Here is a 19396-nt window from a genome sequence, read left to right as displayed (position 1 = left end):
GCGGCCCTCTCGGCTGCTGCTACTTTGCGTGATCGCTTCATTTACTTGTTATTTAGCTTTGCTGAGCACCGCATTGGAGCTGGTCATAAACTCGTCGATGTTGCTGCTGAGCTCGCCTTGGCCGAAGGCAATCTGCTCGCTAAGCGTTCTAAAGCTTTTATCCACTTCCGAGAAGCCTTGCGGATAAGGCGGGTCAATGTCGCTTTTATCCTTTGCTACCGTATCGACGAAGTTGAAAATCATTTGGTCGGTTTCCGACAGCGTGGACGCCATCTGTGTCCGAATATCCGAGTTGACAGGAACGCCGCGCTCCGAGCCAAGAATAGCCGTCGCTTCAGGGTCATTCACCAGGAAATCAATAACCATAGCTACCTCTTTCGGGTGCTGGGTTTTGGAGTAACCGGACATAAATTGGCCTGGCTTGAGGTATTCTCCGCTTTTCACCTCGCCCTTCAAATGCGGCAGCACTTGAATTTTCAACACATCATCCGCATCCTTCATCGCTTTCTGGAACGCGATTAACTGATTGGACCATGTAAAATCCATTGCCCCCGTGCCAAGTGCCAGCGGCCGCGTCTCCAAAGCCGTCGTCATGGTTGCCGTTGCTTCCGGTGAAGTAATAGCCCCGCCCGCCCGCAAATCGTTCCATAGCTGGAACCAGCTTGTGAAATCCTCCTTCGTCGCGCCGAACTTGCCGTCTTCAAACAAAGCGCGTCCGTTCTGGCGAACCATAATTTGAAAAATATTAAAAGTGCCGGAATTGTCAGCCGCCCCGACGTAACCATCGCCCTTGGCGTCTTTAATTTGCTGTGCGATTTTCGCGAAGTCCTCCCACGTCCAGCTTGTATCAGGGTCTGCAATATTCAGTTCCTTAAAAACCTTTGAGCTATATACGACACCTGGCGCATTCACCCCAAGCGTGATTGCGTAAAGCTTGTCATTTACCGTACCGGCTGTAATCATGCTCGGATCATGCTTGTCAATTTTCAGGTCTCCGCTTTGCGTATACGTATCCAAATCAAGAAGCGCATCGCGGTTCGCATAATCAGTCAGGAAAGCGTAATCCATTTGAATGAGATCAGGCGCGTTCGCTCCAGCCACCTGCGTAGACAGCTTGTCAAAATACCCATCCCATCCGGAATACTCCGGCTTAATGACGATATCCGGGTGTTTTTGCTGGAACAGCTCGAGCGCTTTGATGGTCAAATCATGACGGGTTTGCGAGCCCCACCAGGTCATTCTCAATTCGACCTTGCTGGTGCTGCCGCTACCGCTGCTGCTATCTGTGCTTGCTTGGGCTTGCGGCTGCTCATTGCCTCCTTTTGCCGAGCATCCCCCAAAGATAAGCGACAGGGAAAGGACCATTACGATACCAATCTTGTTTTTAATCATGCTTGACCTCCTGTAACCATTCTTTTTTGTAAGTGCTTACAAAACCTATTGTAGACGATTTTTCCGCAACAAAGAATTAACTATAGTAATCTAAATCATCAAAAAGGTAATGCGCCAATTTCTAGATGCCCAGTTAGGACATGTATGCAAATGTAAGCGAGCCCGCTCCAATCAGATGAGACGGTCCTCAATTAACTTCTGAGTAAGGCGCATCAGGCCAGGTCTGGTTTAATTACACACTCTTAATCGCTATTTTTAGGCAACTATTCATTTATGCTAGAATAAGAGTCATACGCAATTAAGGAGGATTTTACCTTGGCGACTATTTTTCATAATGATTGGGCGGAGCTGCTGAACGCCGAGCTTGCGGAGCCCTATTACCGGGAAATGCGCTCACAGCTCGCCCAGCAATACCGTACCACTACCATTTATCCTAATATGCATCATATTTTTAATGCCCTTCATTATACTTCTTTTGAAAATACGCGGGTCGTCATTTTAGGACAGGATCCTTATCATGGGACTAACCAGGCGCATGGCCTCAGCTTCTCCGTCCAACCCGGTGTGCGCATTCCCCCATCGCTGCAAAATATTTATGAGGAGCTGGCAAATGATCTTGGCTGCACGCCTCCCGCCCACGGCTATCTCGCCTCATGGGCCAAGCAGGGTGTACTGCTGCTTAATGCCGTGCTCACCGTAAGAGCCGGCAGCGCAGGCTCGCATCAAGGCATGGGCTGGGAGCGATTCACCGACCGAATCATTGGGGTGCTGAACGAGCGGGAGCAGCCCATCGTATTTATACTGTGGGGCAAGCATGCTCAGGATAAAGCATCCCGTATTGACCGTTCCCGGCATCACCTCATTGCTTCTCCCCATCCCAGCCCTTATTCGGCGGATCGTGGTTTTTTCGGGAGCAAGCCCTTTTCCCGCGCCAACGCCTTTCTTCGCAGCATCGGCAGCGAGGAAATTGACTGGCAATTGCCCATGAAGGCCGAGCAGTTGGAGCGTTAACCTATTCGCTAACACAACGAGCAGCTTCAACAATAACAACAACATGCCAAAAAAACACAAAGCAGGCGCTCATCCGGCCGTAAAGTCAGATGGAGCGCCTGCTTTGTGTTCACGATGCTATTGCTGGTCAGCATTTATAAACGCACACCGCCTTCATATAGACAGCAAAATCAGCAGCGCAGCGAAAATAACCAGCACCATCAACAGTTGGGTTCCGCATCCTACGCTCATCTCCCCATCCCCTCTCCTTCAATCGATTTTAACAATTTTGAAAATAAAGAGAAAAGGCTGCGCATCACTGCGCCGCCTCTTCCCCTTATCTGCTTTCTACAGTCCATATCCTGTTTCCTGTTGTTCCCTGTCCGCAGTCTTAATTGCTCGCCCCAAGCAGCAGGTTAATGACAACCGCCGCTTGCGCCCTCGTCGCATGACTTTTTGGCTCCAAGCTGCCATTGCCTGTTCCTTTAATGATGCCTGCGCTTTGCATCATATCTACTGCCTGCTTCGCATAGCTGGAAATCGCCGAGCTGTCTTTAAAAGCACTTGGCTGACCTTGTGCATTCAGCTTCAGCTCAAGCTTCTGAATGACGCGGTGGGCCATAACGGCCATATCCTCACGCGTAATCTCATCATTAAAGCCAAAGGTGCCATTGGCTTTGCCTTCAACAATTCCCAGCGCCTGCGCGCTCGCCACGGAGCTGTAATACCAACTGCCTGGCTGCACATCGCTAAACGTGCTCGCTGCATCCGCCTGCTCCAAATCGAACGTTTGCAGCAGCATTTTCAGAAATTGCGCACGCGTTACTTGCTGATCAGGCTTAAAGGCCTGATTGCCCATGCCATCAATAATGCCTCTGGCAGCAAGCGATTCAATGCTGTCCTTCGCCCATGCTACACGGTCAATATCTTTAAATTGAATGTTGACGTACGCTGCGGCATATTTGCTGAAATGCTCGGGTCTAAAGGTGACGTGGCCTGCCGCCGCATCATATTTGCTATTTTTCACAATTTGCAATTCGCCATTAGCATCCATGTAATAGACGACTACTTTATTCGGACTTTCTCCTGCTTTCAGGCTGTAGTCCAAGGCCACTTTAACATGGCCCCCGAAAGAAGAAATCGCTTTGCCATCAATCGTCAACGTCAAATCATACACTTTTGCATTCCCGAGCTGAGCTTTCGCATCGGAGGAAAGATCGCTTATATCGGCCTCAGCGGCGGATATTTCCAGCTTCCCTGCACCAGCCCCTATTTGTCCGGAAAGCCAAGCTGTATCCAGCACAAAACTCGCTAGCCCTAGATTCACTTCTAATTGGCTCACTTGTTTGCCGGAAGCCGCTTTCAGCGCCTGTGCTGGAAGCGTTACTTGAACGGAGCTTGCTGCACCGGTTGGCACAGCGGTAATCGCAAGATTTTTGCCTGCTGCTTCGTCCAGTCCTTTCGTCAGCTCAGCCGAAGTCACTTCTGCCGATGCTTTGCCCCCAGCATCTACCGTTACGACAGGCTTAAGCTCAACCTGGGCAGGAGCCGGAGCTAACGTCGGTAGAGTCGTTGAACCCGCTCCGCCCGATCCGGAGCCTGATCCGGGATTTACTGTTCCGGCTGCCTTAATCGTTACAACGAGCTCACCGCTCACCGCTGAGCCGTCATTTGCAGTCGCCGTCACCTTCACTTTGCCTGCTGCCACTGCCGACAGCAAACCATTTGCATGAATCGTTGCAAGCGTTGTTGCTGAGCCATCTTCATTTGCAACGGCCCACGTTACCGACTTGTTCGTCGCTCCGCCAGGCGAGAATACCGGGCTAAGCTGCAGCTGCTGGCCAGCCGTTACCTCCTGCGAAGGAGCGGAAATGCTAAGACCAGTTGCTGCAATCGCGTTCGTACGAATATTCGGTCTTGCTGGCATCTCCATATCTGTGCCTAGATAGAAGCTTGTATGCGGCGGCTGGTTGTAGCCCGTATTTTGCCAGGCGATGCCGAGTCTGTACACCGGATCATGCATAAGCGTATGAATCCGATGCTCCGTTACAGCAGTTGTTGTATAAATGCGCAGCGCGTTGCTGTCTTCCGTCCGCAGCACCACCTCCTCGCGCCAGTCTCCAAGTAGATCAGCCTGCAGGTTCGGATTGCCTTTCGTATCATTATTGGAATAAGTGCCTGTAAATGTTTCCAGGTTAACGAGCGTCTCGTTCTCATAATCCCACTTGTCGATTTTTGGCACGCCTACGCGAGGATCGCCGAGCCAATTATGATCAAGCAGCTCGCGGCTGAGGTCGCCATCCCACCAAATCGCAAAGTTGGACGTTGGAATGCTCGCGGACAGCTTTTCCCCTTTCGCATTAAACAGGCCGCCTGTCGAGCTGTTCCATGCGCCATCGATTGCCCATGATTCCGCGCCTTTATGCCTTGGGTCAATGTCGGCTGACAAACCGCGTCCAGCATCTATGCCGAGCTGCAGCTGTCCCCATAATACACGGCCTGTTCGCGCATCCTTCATATCGTAGGAATATTTAACGGCGGTATCCTCTTGCACCGCAAACAATTCCAGTCCCAGTCGATCCGGATTAAGATTGCTCAGATGCATCGCATCGCCATGGCCGAGCTTGGAGCTCCACAGCCCCTTTCCATTATCGTCAATGGCTGCCGCGCCTGTAATAATTTCATCCCGGCCATCATTATCCACATCAGCAACGCTTAGCTGGTGATTGCCTTGGCCGTAATAATCTTCATTGCCTGGCGTTTTGGAATCGAACGTCCACACCTTCGTCAGCTCACCATCGCGATAGTTGTACGCGACAAGCACCATCCGCGTGTAATAACCACGCTGCATGACGATGCTTGGACGCTCGCCATCGAGATAGGCAATCGCCGCTAGGAAACGGTCAACGCGATTGCCGTAAGCATCGCCCCAATCCGCAACATTGCCTCGCTCCGGCTCATAAGCATCCGTTGCCAGCGCTTTGCCTGTCGCGCCTTCAAACACCGTATGGAACTCCGGTCCGGTCAAAATATATCCGCTGGCGTTGCGGTGATCCGCATTGGCATCGCCAATGACAACGCCGCTTCCATCAATCGTGCCATCCGCCGTGCGGAACGTCACCTCGGCTTTGCCGTCACCATCCAGATCGTAGACCATTATATCGAGATAGTGGGCGCCTGCGCGCATATTTTTGCCTAAATCCATTCGCCACAGACGTGTGCCGTCAAGCTTATAAGCATCAACATACACATTGCCTGTATACCCAGCCTGCGAATTGTCCTTCGCATTGCTTGGCATCCAGCTCATAATTATTTCGTATTGCCCGTCTCCGTCCAAATCGCCAACGGAAGCATCATTCGCCGAATACGTATAAGCTACGCCATCTGGCGTTACGCCGCCTTCCGGCCTCTCAAGCGGAATATTCAAATAGTTCGTATCCCATACGTCAACCGATTCCGATTGCGGCTGCTCCACTCCACCTGTAATGGCCCTCACATAATACGTGGAGCTGCTGCTTCCGCTCGCATCCGCATAGTTCGTGCTGCCTGTAATTGGCGTGCTGTTCAGCTTCACGCCATCACGGTACAGGTTGAAGGCAATATCCTCTGCATCGGTGCCCAGCAAGCGCCAGCCTACATACACATGGTCGGTTTCCCTTACCGCAACGAGGCCGCGGTCGAGCGCTTCCATTTGGCGAGGTGCCAGCTTGATTGGCGTTTCGCTTATTTCCACGCCGCTTGCCTCGCTAACCGCTTCACCCGCATATTCATAAGCGCCTTTGACCACGAATGAATAGGTCGTTCCATTCGATAGCCCCGCTATAGTCGAAATGTATTTGCCCGCTGGCACCGTATCGGCCAGTGTCAAGGAACCGTCTTCATTTTTCAAATAAACGCGAGTTTCCTTAAAAGCAGGGTCCTGAGGCTGTTCCCAGCCGATTTTGACTGTTTCATCATGCGCTTCGGTGACGACATACGTCACATTTGGCGCCTTTTCCAGCTTATTGACTTTCACCTTGTACGTACGGCTAATGTCTGTAAAAGCAGACGAGCCTACCGAAACGCCAAACTCCGTCTCGTCGCCTGTCAAAGGAATCGTGCTCTGCTGTCCGCTGGCAATTGAATTGGCATCCAATTTCAATCCAACAAATCCAGCGTTGCTTGCCGTTGGTGTTACATCCAGCGAAGTCGCCGAATACGGCACCTCTACCGAATAATCGTACACGCCTGGATCAAATGGCGGATTGAGCACAGGTGCAAAGTCGCCTGAGCCAAGCACCAGGCCAGCAAGCTTCACGTCAAGCGCGGTTACACGCACATTCGTCACATTGATTTGACCGCCATTCGGGTTGACATAGAAGCCAAAGCTGCTGATCCGCTCCCGATTGCTGTAAAAAGCGGACGGCCAATTTACCATCTCGTCCGTCGTCAAATCGGTAACGCTTACATTATATTGCTTGCTTGGCACATTAAATACCATTTTGAAACGGTACCAATGCGTCACATCGTAAGCAAGCTGCTTATCCACAGCTGCATTATGCTGCTTGATAACGCCAGCATCCAGCTGGTAGCGAGCAGCGGCGGAATTGGTAGCATTCACCTTGCCATCCATAACCCATAGCGCACCTCCTTTATTCGTTGGCAGATTGACATCAAACTCAACGATTAAACCGCCGCTTTCTCCGGCAAAGCGTTGGCCAATATAAGAGGAGCCAGTCGATTCATTCGTAATCGCTCCATAAGTAGAACCTGTAACGGAATCCTGTTTGACTTTAAAAGCTGGCGCAGCGCCTTCCTTCGTCCAAGTGTTACCGCTTCCAATTGTTAGATCGCCAAGCGCATAGCTGCTGAAATTATCGGCTACAAGCACCGAATCAGCTGCCGCGGCAGGTATAGAAAAAGCTGGGACTAAGAGAGTAAGTGCTAAAAGACATGACAGGAACTTTGACATCGCTGCGGTTCCTTTCCCCTTCTTGCGCATTCGCATTACCGTTATTACCTCCCTGAAATTAGGTTTGTATTCCGCCATTCTCCAGCAGGGCTGCTATTTCCCTTGCAGAAATAAAGCGCTTTCCAAAATAGGCAAACCTGCCAAGCCTGCGAAAATACACTAGGCACCCTTGCCTGTCTGGAGAATACTTCTCCAATTATAGGGAATTTCCCGAAATAAACCACGCCAAAAAACAGAGCTGTTTGATTAAAAACTAGACATTTTATCCAATTGCATTTAAATTTTTAACTGGATTGTACCCGTAACATCTCCGTCCTTCCCCAACCCGACCCTGATAGTAGCCAGCGGCAAACGTATTCCCTTTACTAACGGAGAGGTTCCCACTCATGAAGTTGAACATACGTGCCGAAGGTCAGCTTCAGGCTCTTCGTTTCAGGGGCTTGCTCCCTGCACCTATACACAAAAACACCTATACACAAAAACACGTAGACACAAAGACTCAAAGACGAATACCAAATCTATACTTCGTTGACACAATTGGGCGGACACAGCAGCCGCTATTTCAACAGAATCAAGGTTTTTGCACAGGCTGCGGACTCAGGAGCCGTTAATGCGCTGAAAGTCGTCATTTTGAAGGGATTACGAAGGCAATAGCGGATCTCCTGTCCGCTTAAGGCCCAAAATCGCAGCAAAAGCCAAAATAGCGCTAAGCTAGACACAGCAGCAGGAAGGGCTCCCGTTTGCCTATGCACATCCTAGTTAAAATAAAAAAAAGCGGCTCAGCCACGCTGCCCTCCAATAAAGGAACAGCAAATCCAGCTGAACCTCCGTTTTCTTTTATATAGTGCCTTTAAAATGCTTCATCACTTGCTGTGTCTCTGGCTCCGGCTCACAATTTAAGTCTTCGAGAAGCAATCGCGCAAAATCATCGTAATAGAGAACAAGTGCCTCCTGGTCACCCATCTGGCCTAGCAGATTTAATATTTGCCGGCACAGCTCATCCGAATAAGGCTCCTGCTCATGCAGCAGCAGCAGTCTCTTAAGCGCCTCCTGCTCGTGCCCAGCGTTCTTCTCATAGTGGATAAGGCTGCGGACAAGCCGCACATATTTCGCTCTAAGCTCATCCCGGCGCTGCCTTGCCCACAGAAAATCATGCTCTTCAAAATAGTCCCCGGCATACAGGCTGAGCGTCTGTTCCGCCGCAATACGCTGCTGCTCCGTCTCAATGGCGCGGATTGCGGCAGCTCCCTGCTCAAACTGCTCGACATCCAGCTCTAATCCATTGCTCGTCAGACGATAGCTGTCGAGCGCAAACTCAACGAGCGCCTCTGCTTTCCAATCTTTCATCAGCTTGCGAATTTGATAGACGGACGTATGAAGCAGCATCATCGCTTTCTCATAATCCGAATCGGGCCATAACGTGTCCAGAAGCTGCTGCTTGGCGACCCATTGATCTTTATAATGCAGTAAAAAAGCAAACAGCTCCTGCGCTTTCAGCGTCCGCAGGCGGAGGCTCGTATTCGTTTTTCCATCGTCATGAAACGCCAGCCGCTTGAAGCAGAGCACCTGCCTGCCGGGCAGCTGCTGCTGCTCCGGCTTACCCCGACTGTAATCTTCTATAATGCGAGTAATCGTCTTCTTAAACCGTTCCGGATGAACCGGCTTCAGCAAATAATCGAGTGCATTGAGCTCAAACGCTTCAATCGCGTATTCCGAATAGGCCGTTATGTATACGATGCGTATGTCAGGGTTAATGCTGCGGATATGCTCCGCCGCCTCAAGCCCATTCAGCCCCGGCATATTAATGTCCAGAAAGACGATTTGGGCGGGCGTGTTCCGCACATCCTGAATGCCATCTCTGGCCGAGATGAATTTTGCTGCCACCTGTAAGCGTCCGTCCCGCTCGAACAACCATTCAATGTGAGCGAGCGCCGGCTTTTCATCATCAATTAAAATGACTCTCATCGCCACCGACTCCCTTTTATGCTTCGTTATACGTGCCTGCTCGCAGCTCTTTCGGATAGCGGAAGCTTACCTCCGCTCCTTGCTGCCGCTGTCCATCAATGACCAAACCGCTGCCGTACAAATTAACCAGCCTTTGATGAATATTGCTCAAGCCTACGCGTCCCGTCCCTTTGTCCGAAAGCACCTGCGATAATCGTTCAGGGGAAAAGCCTACACCATCGTCCTCTACAAGAACCATAATACAGTTATCCACTTCAGAAATTTTCAGCTTAATGGTACCGCCTTCTTCTTTTTTCATGACGCCGTGATTAACCGCATTTTCCACAATCGGCTGAATGGTCAACGGAGGTATAAGCGCAAGCTCATCACAGCTAATTTCGTATTCAATTTTCAGCCTTTCATCAAAACGCGCTTTTTCCAGCGTCAAATAGGACTTGACCAGCTCCAGCTCACGTTCGATTGTCGTCATTTTATCGCGATTATGGAAATCAAAGCTGCTGCGCAAAAACTGGCTTAACTCAATCAGCAGCTCCATTGCTTTATACGGATCTACCGGACAAACCGCAATAATCGTATTCAAAGCATTGTATAAAAAATGGGGCTTGATTTGCGCCTGTAAAAATGCCATTTCCGCCTGTACAGCCAGCTTAACCGACTTGCGGAGTGCCAGCAGCGTTTGAACCCGGGCACGCAGCTCGCCTGCATCAACGGGCTTGCCGATATAATCGTTGACCCCTGCCTCAAAGCCAAGCTTAATGTCCTCCGGCTTCGTTCTGGCCGTGAGCAGCAGCACTGGCAGCTCAGACAGCAGGAAGCGCTCGCGGATTTTGCGGCAAAGCTCAATGCCCGACATTTTCGGCATCATCCAGTCCGTAATGACCAAATCATATTTGGCCGGAGCAGCAAGCGCCTCTTCAAGCGCTTCATCCCCGCTTCTTACCGCTGTTACCTCACAGCGTTCGATAGAAAGCAAATTAATGAGCACCTGCAAATTAATCGGATCATCGTCAACGACGAGTACGCGAAATTCAGCAGCGGGCGGTGGTATATTCAGCAAAGCAGTAAGCTCGATTGCGGCGGCCTGCTCCTGATAGGCGATATCCGCTTCGTCTGTTTGCTGGCCCGCGGCGATCGGAATGGTAAAGCTGAATGTTGTCCCTTGTCCCGCAATTGAATGGACACTAATGCTTCCACCACCCAGCTCCACAAGCTGCTTTGTAATGCGCAGTCCGAAGCCCGAGCCTTGAAAGCCCGGCAGCTCAGCCTTTGCTTTACGTGCAGAAAGAAAAATCGTCTCCAGCTGCTCAGGCGACATGCCCATTCCTGTATCCGAAATGTCCACCCTCACCTTATTCCCTTGCGTCACCGCACTAATTGTAATTTTCCCTTGAATGGTCGCCTTGGCTGCATTGCCCAGCAAGTTGTACAAAATTTGCCGCAGCCGATCCTCATCCGCATCCAGCAAAGGCAAATTGGCGGGCAGCCGCTGCTGAATCTGCACCTGCTTGTCGATGAGCAGATGCTCCACAACCTCCACGACCGCATGAAGCACCGGCTGAAAATAAATTTTTCGCTTCGCCAGCTTCATCACACCGCCCCGCAGCTCTGCGAATTCCAAAATATCCTGAATAAGGGCGGACAGCTGCTTGCCCGTCGAGACAATCATCGATAAATGCTCCGCCTGCTTCGTATTGTTCAGCGGTCCGGCAGCGCCTTCCAGCATGGAGGCTGCCATATTAATAATGCCGTGCAGCGGTGTCCTCAGCTCGTGCGAGGTCATCGTCATAAATTCATCCTTGAGCCCATCAAGCGTCAGCAGCTTCTCTGAAAGCTGCTCCACCTCGCGAATGGATTTCGTAAAGCGTTTCGCAAACAAGCCCGCATGGGCGAACACAAACAGCAGCATTTCGAAGGAAATGAGCATGGTGCTTTCCAAAAATCCGTAGGCCCGCATCATGGAAGCAAGCATCATCATGACAATGCTCTGAAGACTTAAAAACCAGTAGGGATCCGTATACGCTTTGCGTCCTACCCCGCGGATAATGACATAAATATAATATACGATCATCAACAAGCCTTGAGCCATAATTAATACTTCCAGCTTCGATATAAATAATGGCGTCGCAATGAGCTCCAGCAAAATGGTAATGCCAGCAAGCCATTTCAAAAACCGCATCACCTTGGCATGCACGATGCCTGGCAGCATTTCATTCACGATGCATAATAAAAAATAATACACAAATACCGATGAGATTGGCTGCAGCTTCAGCACGAAGGAATACGGAATATCAGGAATAATCTGGGAAATGAGCCGCTCCGCTTGGGTCATCATAAATATCATGGATGATAAGCAAAAAAGCCCGAGGAGCATCAGCCCCTTCTCCTGTTTTCTAAGCGCGTATAGCAGCAAGCAAAACAAGCCTGGGATCAAAAATCCGGCAATCGTCAGCGCCCCTTGTAAAATATCCCTCTCCCGGTTTTTAATAATCGTATGCTGGTCCCCGAAGGTGATCGAATAAATGATGCCGCCTGTTGCATAGCTGTAGTTCGCCACCTGCACAATGAGCTCGACCGAATCGCCCGCAACGGTGCCAAGCCCAATATAAGGCACATTGTTTTGAACGCCATCGTATTCATTGGTCGCTGGGGCACCGCTGGCACCAATCATTTGATTGTTTAAATAAATGCGATTGGCCATGCGAATATTGGAGGTGTACACCCCATAGATTTCCCGCAAATGGCTGGGAAGCTGAATTTTCAAACGGTAAGTGCCGTAGCCAATACCCGCCCTGCTTCCTTCTCCAGACAAATAAGCATTCCATTTCCCTGGCACGTTCACCAGCCTGCTCGGTAGAGCCTGCTCCTGCGGCAGCTGGTTAGCTATGGCAAAATCTTTCGGAGTCAGCAGCTGGTTCGGATAAAACTCCCACTCGCCATCCAGCTTCACTGCCCCCTTTTCTACAAAACTCCAGTTACTCAAGTCCAACACGCCATTTACAGCACGCACATCCTGTTTATCTGCAACAGTATGGAAAATAAGCGCGAAAATTGTGCCCATAATTCCTATTATCATCAGGAACATGCCGATGTTCTTTCGATTAAGCATTCATAGTCTCTCCCCGCAGCGTTACAAAGCCCCTTATATATCGTTTATACAATGTAAAAGCCTGCTGAGTCACACTCACCAGGCACTGCTTAATCGTGCAAACTATCGTTATTATTTCTTTCTTCTATTATAACTTCTATTCTGAACCTTTTCTGAACATATTCGAAGAAATAATTGAAAAAGAGCCGTCATTACGACGGCTCTTCCCCCCATACGAGCACCCCGCTGCGATACAAGGTGACGCGGCTGGCATCGGCAAAAGCTGTATTTGCCGCATTATACGAATAGTCATTGGTCTCATCATAGTTGGTCCAGCTGTTTTTATGGATGCGGTTCTGCATTTCGCCGGTATGGCCGCCGCCAGCTGAAATATTCCCAGCTCCCGTGCCAAAACTGATTTCCAAATAAGTGTCGGCATTTGCGCTCGTCTTGCCTGACGCAGCAATGCTGCCACTAAGGTTGGAGCAGCCTACGGTCGCATAATCACAATCGAAAATTTGCGGCTGCGAGCCATCTGACGAATACCAATAACGAATGGTGAGCTCATGAAGCGGCACAGCCGTTGTTCCCGAATTAACGATACGAATTTGCGGCTTTAATTGACTGTCCAACGCGGCAGAATCGCCGTTTTTGTATTGAACCTTAAGCTCGCCCGTCCCCGTACTCGGAAGGGCCGGCGTTGCGCTTGCCTGCAAGGAATTTACCGATTCTCCCGCGGTGTTCACCGCGCTAACGGCATAATAATAAGTCGTCCCATTGGCCAGCCCCGTGTTCACATAGCTGGTGCTGCTTGTCGTGCCTACTGTGGCAAAGGGGCCCGCACTTGAAGCTGCGCGCTTAATGTTATAGCTGGTCGCCCCGCTGACCGCCTGCCAGGACAGCGCCGCCTGGCTATTGCCTGCCGTAGCTGTTACGCCTTGCGGTGCTGCTGGCACTGTCGGTATGGGCCCGGTTCCCCCGCCACCCGATTTGGCATTCATCACATTTGCGTGATTAGTCAGCAGCGTAGCCGTCGCGCTTGGATATACGATGCGGAAGCCGTCATAATCGGGATACAGCGTATTATCATCCTGAATGCCGGTTAAAATCCAAAACTGGCTGCCCGCACCGCCATATTGCTCAACTGCACCAAGCCATTCGGCATAAACCTGATTGCGGGTCGCTTGATTTTGATAGCCGAATTCCTCCAGCACGACTGGCTTCTGCGCCGCATTGCCGTCCTCGATATGGTCAATAATCCACTGCGTACCCCACTGCGCTGTACGGTTCCAATGATCCGGATATAGGTGAAACGTGCCGTAATCAATATTCGGCAGCGCAATCAGCCTTTCCCAATCAACGCCTTCCCCGCCGCCATACATCCAGTCCGAATGCCCCGGAATGTTATAAAAGCCTTCATCGCCTACAGCGACCAAATGATTCGCATCTAGCGATTTGACATAGGTGCTCATCTCATCCGCCCAAGCAACCAGCTTGTTGCCCGTTGTATCGGATTGGGCCCGCGGCTCATTCGCCAGCTCCCATGCCATAATGGCAGGATCATCTTTATATTTAACGCCTGAGTACGCATTCACCCGATTGAGCATGTAGTTTACATAGTTTTTATAAGCTTGTTTAATAGAAGCATTCGTATAAAAGGCATCGTGCGAGCCGGCATTAAACCAAGCAACATATTGATTCATGCCGCCAAAATCATCCCAGTTGTTCACGAATGGAATAACCAGCTTAACGCCCGATTGTCCAGCCTTATAAATCGCATAATCCAGCTTGGTAAATCCCGATTCGTCATATACACCGGGGGTCGGCTGCAGGACGGCATTGTCCTGCGGCTGTCCATTATGAAAGCCCCAAATCCGAATGACCTTGAGGTTCATCGCCACCATGTCCGCAAATACGTCATCGACCATTTTTTGTGACTTATAGTGGAAATAATAGTTGTTCGTTCCGGCAAAATAAAAGTCTTCGCCATCCAGCTGAAACTTGCTTCCTGCTGTCGTAACGAATGCATCGCTATCTGCGGCGTTGGCCTTCGTATCAGCCGTCGTCCACCCGCACACCATAGCTAGCGCCAGTGAAAAAATCATGAGCCGTTTGAGCTGCTGCTTCATTCGAAATAGCCTCCTTTAGTTTTTTCATCTGAAATGGAATCGCTATCCTTCTATTATCTAGCAGGAAGACCTCGAAACTAGTCGAATCGTTACCTCTTTCCTATCACTTTGGTGACCAAAAACAGCGGCAGCGCCACCATAAAAGGCTCATGCACCTTACAAACCGGTGCATGAGCCTTTTGCTGTTTTACATTAAGTTGGCTCTATGCCCCATTGCTTGCTGCCCGCTGCATACCCGGTAGCTTTGTCCCAATCTACATAGCTTGTTGCGCTGGAATTGAACGAATAATCGCCAGTCTGGGTGTAGTTGGTCCAATTGTTTTTTGATATCCGCGTCTGCAGCTCGATGCTTTGGCCCGCCGCCACCGAGCCCGCTGCGCTGGCAAAGCTAATTTCAACGTAATAGTCTGCCCCCGTTACAGCCGTCGGCAGTTTGACGAAGGATGCATGAACGTTGGTGCTGCCAACTGTTGACCAATCGCACCAGAAGCTTTGGTCTTGCTCGCCGTCAATCGTGTAATAATAACGGAGCGTCACATCGGCCAAATTAAGTGGGCTTGTGCCCGTATTAACCAGCTTGATTTTCGGATTAAGCGTGTTTGTTGTTGCCGCTGTACCGCCGTTAAACAGCTGCACTTTAAAGCTGCCTGCCGGGGACGGGGACGGCGTCGGTGTCGCTGTTGGCGTCGGTGTTGGTGTCGGCGTCGGCGTCGCCGTTGGTGTTGGTGTCGGCGTTGGTGTCGGAGTCACTGTTGGCGTTGGTGTCGCCGTTGGCGTCGGTGTAGGAGTTGGACCATTCACCGTATCGCCATAGATGATACCACGGCCATTCGTGCCGATATATACGCGTCCGAAGATGCGCGGATCGCCCGTGATCGTTTCGCCTGTATACGCATATTGATGCTGGTCATCATTAATTCTCACCCAATTTGCCCCGCCATTATCGGAGCGGAAAAACCCTCTGACTTGATCGATTTGCGCCGATACATATAGCGCAGGATACGTCTGGCCTGGCGCTGCCATTCCGAAGCCAACGACATCTGCTTCCTCGACGTTGCTAAGCTTCGTAAACGATGCGCCCGAGTTTGTCGAATGCCACAAACCGTATACACCGCTCGCCTCGTTGCAGCCAGCCAGCCAAATATCGCCTTCCACGCCTGGAAGCGCTTTAAATTTTATATTTCCTTCTGCTGGAAGCCCCGCAGCTGCGGTCATTGCAAATGTTGCTCCGCCATCGGTGCTCACATAGAACTTGCCCGCCGCCGCCGCATAAAATTTGTTTTTGTTGACGCGGTCTGAAACAACTTTTGCGCCAGCTGGAATGCCTGTGCTCGCTGTCCATGAGTTGCCGGTCGTTTTGGAATAATAAACACCGACATCGGATGTGCTCCATACGAGCGAGCTGTTGTCAGCCGCAACCGCTATGAAGCCGCCGCCCGTTGTTGCAGAGGGCTCTGCATTCGGGCTATACCAGTTCGTTCCGCCATCGTAGGACAGAGCAATCGATTTTTCATTAGGATATTTCGCTTTGTCTGCCTTTCCAACTCGCGCAATGAATCCGGCATTCAGCTCGGCAAAATCCATGTCTGTCGTGCTGCTTGGATTTATGAACATTTTGGCAGGCGATACGGTTAAATCATCATGACGGAAGCCTGATACATCAAATACGCCGCTAAGAAGATGAGCACCAGTCGGTGGGCTAAGCAGCGTATTTACATTCGTTTCCTCAATGCCCTTGGCCATAACGGACAACGCCACTTTGCCGCCGCTATCCCAAGCGCTCAAGTTCGTCGTGCCGTACACCGTAGCGCCTGTACCATATAGCATGCGATCAGAGTTGAAAGGATCAATTTCAATATCGCCAATCATCCAGCCGAGCTTAGGCGATACTTCCGGCGGCGCAGAGCTTACGCCCCAATCGAGCCATGGAGCAGCCGAAATATCCTGTGTGTACCAGAAGTCGCGGTTCGGGTAAGAGCTATACTGCCAAATCGGCTTCCACGTTGCGCCGCTATCCGTACTGCGATAAAGGTTTGCGTCCGGGTACCATGAATTTAGCGTTGCGACAATCAATGTGCCCGGGTTCTGAGCATCCACCGCAAGACCGCCATAGCCGAAATAATTATCCGCGCTGCTAGAAGGTACAGGGCTAATGTTCGTCCACACGCCAGTTGCTGTATTCAGCCTCCATACATCGCCCTTCGAGCCGTTATATGGACCGGTACCGTTGCTATATGTAACATACAGCTGCCCATTCGAATCCAGCTCGCCATGATGCGGCAAATAGCCTGTCGGCTGTCCTGCAACGGCAGACCAGGTTACTCCGCCATTCGTACTGCGATAAATACTGCTCGCTGTATCTGCTACTCCGACATAAATCGTTTGCGTCGCCGTTCCTGGCGAACCCGTCGACTCGTCAAAGGTGATCCAGGCGAGCCCCATAATATCCGCCGTGTATTCATAAGTGGGATCCTCGACAAAATTGCCCGGATTCGGGAACGCCGTTACCTTGCTCCACGTCACGCCATAGTCGGTGCTTTTCCACAGGCCATTGCCGCTGCGTGCGCCAAAATAAAGAATATTGTTTTTATTCGGATCTACCATCAGCCGCTCGCCCATCGATCGCCCTGGCATATTGCCGCCAATCTTGAAAGGCAGCTGCGTTTCCTGCCAGGTGTCTCCTTTATCCATGGAGCGCATAATATAGCCGTTATGCGGGTCCCAATTATTCGTATAGGTGCCAGCCGCAATGTACAGGCGATTCGGATCGACCGGGTCGGTAGCCAGAGCGTCCACGCCAGTCTTATTCCACTCATCCCAGCCCACGTGGTCCAGCAGCGCTTTCCAGCTGCCTGTCGACGCATTGTAACGATACGCACCGCCTATATCCGTACGGGCATAGAGCAGTCCGGGCTCTTTTTTATTAAAAACAAACCCCGGGACGAAGCCGCCTCCCCCACCAGTCACTACATTTTTCCACGTGTATGCTTCACTTGGTGCAGCTTGCGCCTGCAGCGGATTTCCGATTATTGCGGTGCCGGCTACAACTGTAATCGCTAGGGCCAGCGTGCCCAGCTTGCGCATTGAATGTTTGATCAAATGAATACCCTCCTCAATTGGAATGATATAACACAAACACTTAGCATATAAATATGGATGAGCAACCACTCCCTTCCAAATGTATACGCTTTCATTCTAGCACATAAAATATAAGCCAAGCACTATATAAAATGGATATATTTTCATATGGAAATCGGTTATTTTGAATTCCCCGCATGCAAAAGGCTCTGAACCTGGGCGCTCCAGCCAGCGGCAATGGCCACTTGAGTCGCTTTGTCCCAGTTCAGAGCAGAGCAGGGTTACCTTATCGTTATGACCGAATAATGCGTTGCTCCTTCGCTGCTTTTATCCACATCGGAAACTCATTCAGCAATTGATCATACAATTCCTCATCCGATACGGCCGCAATATCGTCCAAATGGAAAAAGCTCGCATTATCTACGATTCGCCCCTCCATCGTATCCAGCCGCTTCAATACTTCAAAATTAGAGTCTCCAATGCCGACGAACTGCCAGAAAATCGGCTGTACCGCGGAGCGGGTAATCGTATGCTTAATCGACTTCACTACCCCGCCGTCGTTAATAAAAATAATAAACACAGGTGTTGGATCATTTTCCTCCACCGTATATTTGCGAATCACATCCTCCATAACCGGGGGTTCATTATTGCGCCCAAACTTATGAATGCGGTCATTATTTAAAATATGCTTATCGACGTATTGTCCAAAATCGCGCTCCGTTACCGACGGCAAACGGCTGTATTCATTATCATATACCCAGACGTCGAGCGTGCCATTGTCATCGAACTTGCAGGCAACTGCCAAAATCCGCTCCACGACTTCCTGAACGGTGCCGTTTTTATACAGCGCCATCATAGAGCCGGAAATATCCAGCACAACGCCTACTCTGGCCACGACGTTCGTCAGCTGCTTTTTCTCCAGTGTGTATTGCACGAGCTTTTTGCGGAAATCGATTTTGCTCAGCGAGGCGGTTTGTACAGGTGCTTCCATTGTCGCAGCCGCAGCAGCCTCTGCCCGAGCCTGATCCTGAGCTGAAGCTTGGGATGACTCATCCCCGCCCGCTGCCGCATTTCCTTCCAGCTCAAGCCCATAATTCAAGCATAATGCGGCAAGCCCGCCGTTAAAGCCGCTGCCAATCGCGCTAAACTTCCACTCGCCATTGTGACGATACAGCTCCCCCGCTACGACCGCTGTCTCCTTCACCAAATCCGCACCGTATTCATAGCGCAGCAGCTCTTCCCCCGTATCCAGGTTAACCAGCCGCACATAAAGCCCCGTTACATCCTGAAAAGCATGTCCGAGCTGCTCGCCATCATAGATCGTCACCGTAAAAGCAGCTTTCGCAATCTGCTCCGGCAGGCGCCCAAGCACAAGCTCAATCCCTTCTTGATCGCCTGCTTCCTTGCCAAGCTGCTGGCCGCTTGATTTATGCTCGGCAGCGCCATTGGCCGCTAATGGATTGCCATAAAAAATAAAATCCTCATCCCGCTCGCAGCGGCCGCGCTCTGACAGCAGAAACGCCGCAGCATCGATGCCAAGCTCGCTTCTGCCCGCTTTCCAGCCAAACTGGACAGCCAGCTTGCCGATGCTTCTCCCTTTGGTGACGTCCGCTTTTTGCCCCTTCAGCAATTGCATATATGGATCTTCCTCTCGCCTAGTAGAATGGTAAATAAGATCATCTATACCGATTATAGCAAACAGGCGCGCGATAGGAGAGAGAAAAAGCCTCTTTCCCCGCATGCCCCGGCATGCTTGAAAAAGAAGCTTTCATCCCGCTCTATTTGAATTCTGCTTGAGGTATGTTT

The 19396-nt window shown here is 50.7% G+C and carries 8 protein-coding genes and 2 pseudogenes; 1 reads left to right on the top strand and 9 read right to left on the bottom strand.

Annotated elements, in window-relative coordinates; translation table 11 throughout:
* Positions 1–48: 48 nt before the first annotated feature.
* On the bottom strand, positions 49–1392 hold the full coding sequence (locus ABEW34_RS25550; protein ID WP_430162602.1) for an ABC transporter substrate-binding protein: 1344 nt from the start codon (positions 1390–1392) through the stop codon (positions 49–51).
* A 315-nt stretch (positions 1393–1707) separates the two neighbouring features.
* Here ABEW34_RS25550 and ABEW34_RS25545 point away from each other — a divergent pair, with 315 nt between their 5' ends.
* The gene (locus ABEW34_RS25545) at positions 1708–2403 is read left to right on the top strand and encodes a uracil-DNA glycosylase (RefSeq protein WP_430162600.1); all 696 of its coding nucleotides are present in this window, start codon (positions 1708–1710) and stop codon (positions 2401–2403) included.
* A gap of 370 nt (positions 2404–2773) precedes the next feature.
* Here ABEW34_RS25545 and ABEW34_RS25540 read toward each other — a convergent pair whose 3' ends face one another.
* From ABEW34_RS25540 to ABEW34_RS25505, 8 genes and pseudogenes are all read right to left on the bottom strand, one after another.
* Positions 2774–7369, bottom strand: coding sequence for an S-layer homology domain-containing protein (locus ABEW34_RS25540; RefSeq protein WP_430162598.1), 4596 nt, complete (start codon positions 7367–7369; stop codon positions 2774–2776).
* Positions 7370–8170: 801 nt separating this feature from the next.
* The gene (locus tag ABEW34_RS25535) at positions 8171–9298 is read right to left on the bottom strand and encodes a response regulator (RefSeq protein ID WP_430162596.1); all 1128 of its coding nucleotides are present in this window, start codon (positions 9296–9298) and stop codon (positions 8171–8173) included.
* A 16-nt stretch (positions 9299–9314) separates the two neighbouring features.
* Positions 9315–12404, bottom strand: coding sequence for a hybrid sensor histidine kinase/response regulator (locus tag ABEW34_RS25530; RefSeq protein WP_430162594.1), 3090 nt, complete (start codon positions 12402–12404; stop codon positions 9315–9317).
* A gap of 191 nt (positions 12405–12595) precedes the next feature.
* Positions 12596–13384 carry a cellulose binding domain-containing protein gene (locus tag ABEW34_RS25525; protein ID WP_430163207.1) on the bottom strand — a complete coding sequence of 263 codons (789 nt, stop codon included), beginning with the start codon at positions 13382–13384 and terminating at the stop codon, positions 12596–12598.
* A pseudogene (locus tag ABEW34_RS25520) lies at positions 13370–14512 on the bottom strand (glycoside hydrolase 5 family protein); the annotation flags it as partial. The gene ABEW34_RS25525 and the pseudogene ABEW34_RS25520, both read right to left, overlap by 15 nt.
* A gap of 192 nt (positions 14513–14704) precedes the next feature.
* Positions 14705–17596: a cellulose binding domain-containing protein gene (locus ABEW34_RS25515; RefSeq protein WP_430163204.1), complete on the bottom strand. Its 2892-nt coding sequence runs from the start codon at positions 17594–17596 to the stop codon at positions 14705–14707.
* 286 nt (positions 17597–17882) lie between these two features.
* Positions 17883–18581 (bottom strand): vWA domain-containing protein, encoded by a 699-nt coding sequence (locus ABEW34_RS25510; RefSeq protein WP_430163201.1) that lies wholly within the window; start codon positions 18579–18581, stop codon positions 17883–17885.
* A 111-nt stretch (positions 18582–18692) separates the two neighbouring features.
* A pseudogene (locus ABEW34_RS25505) lies at positions 18693–19226 on the bottom strand (TerD family protein); the annotation flags it as partial.
* Between the last annotated feature and the right edge of the window lie 170 nt (positions 19227–19396).

The organism is Paenibacillus algorifonticola, from assembly GCF_050481745.1.
Taxonomy (GTDB): domain Bacteria; phylum Bacillota; class Bacilli; order Paenibacillales; family Paenibacillaceae; genus Pristimantibacillus; species Pristimantibacillus algorifonticola_A.
Note: the sequence above shows the minus strand (reverse complement) of the source record. Positions and strands in the feature narration are given on the sequence as shown.

Bases quoted from the DNA above. Each gene is read 5' to 3' on its own strand.
- ABEW34_RS25525 (WP_430163207.1), bottom strand. From the start codon at position 13,384: ATGAATGCCAAATCGGGTGGCGGGGGAACCGGGCCCATACCGACAGTG.
- ABEW34_RS25515 (WP_430163204.1), bottom strand. From the start codon at position 17,596: ATGCGCAAGCTGGGCACGCTGGCCCTAGCGATTACAGTTGTAGCCGGC.
- ABEW34_RS25540 (WP_430162598.1), bottom strand. From the start codon at position 7,369: ATGCGAATGCGCAAGAAGGGGAAAGGAACCGCAGCGATGTCAAAGTTC.
- ABEW34_RS25510 (WP_430163201.1), bottom strand. From the start codon at position 18,581: ATGGAAGCACCTGTACAAACCGCCTCGCTGAGCAAAATCGATTTCCGC.
- ABEW34_RS25550 (WP_430162602.1), bottom strand. From the start codon at position 1,392: ATGATTAAAAACAAGATTGGTATCGTAATGGTCCTTTCCCTGTCGCTT.
- ABEW34_RS25530 (WP_430162594.1), bottom strand. From the start codon at position 12,404: ATGCTTAATCGAAAGAACATCGGCATGTTCCTGATGATAATAGGAATT.
- ABEW34_RS25535 (WP_430162596.1), bottom strand. From the start codon at position 9,298: ATGAGAGTCATTTTAATTGATGATGAAAAGCCGGCGCTCGCTCACATT.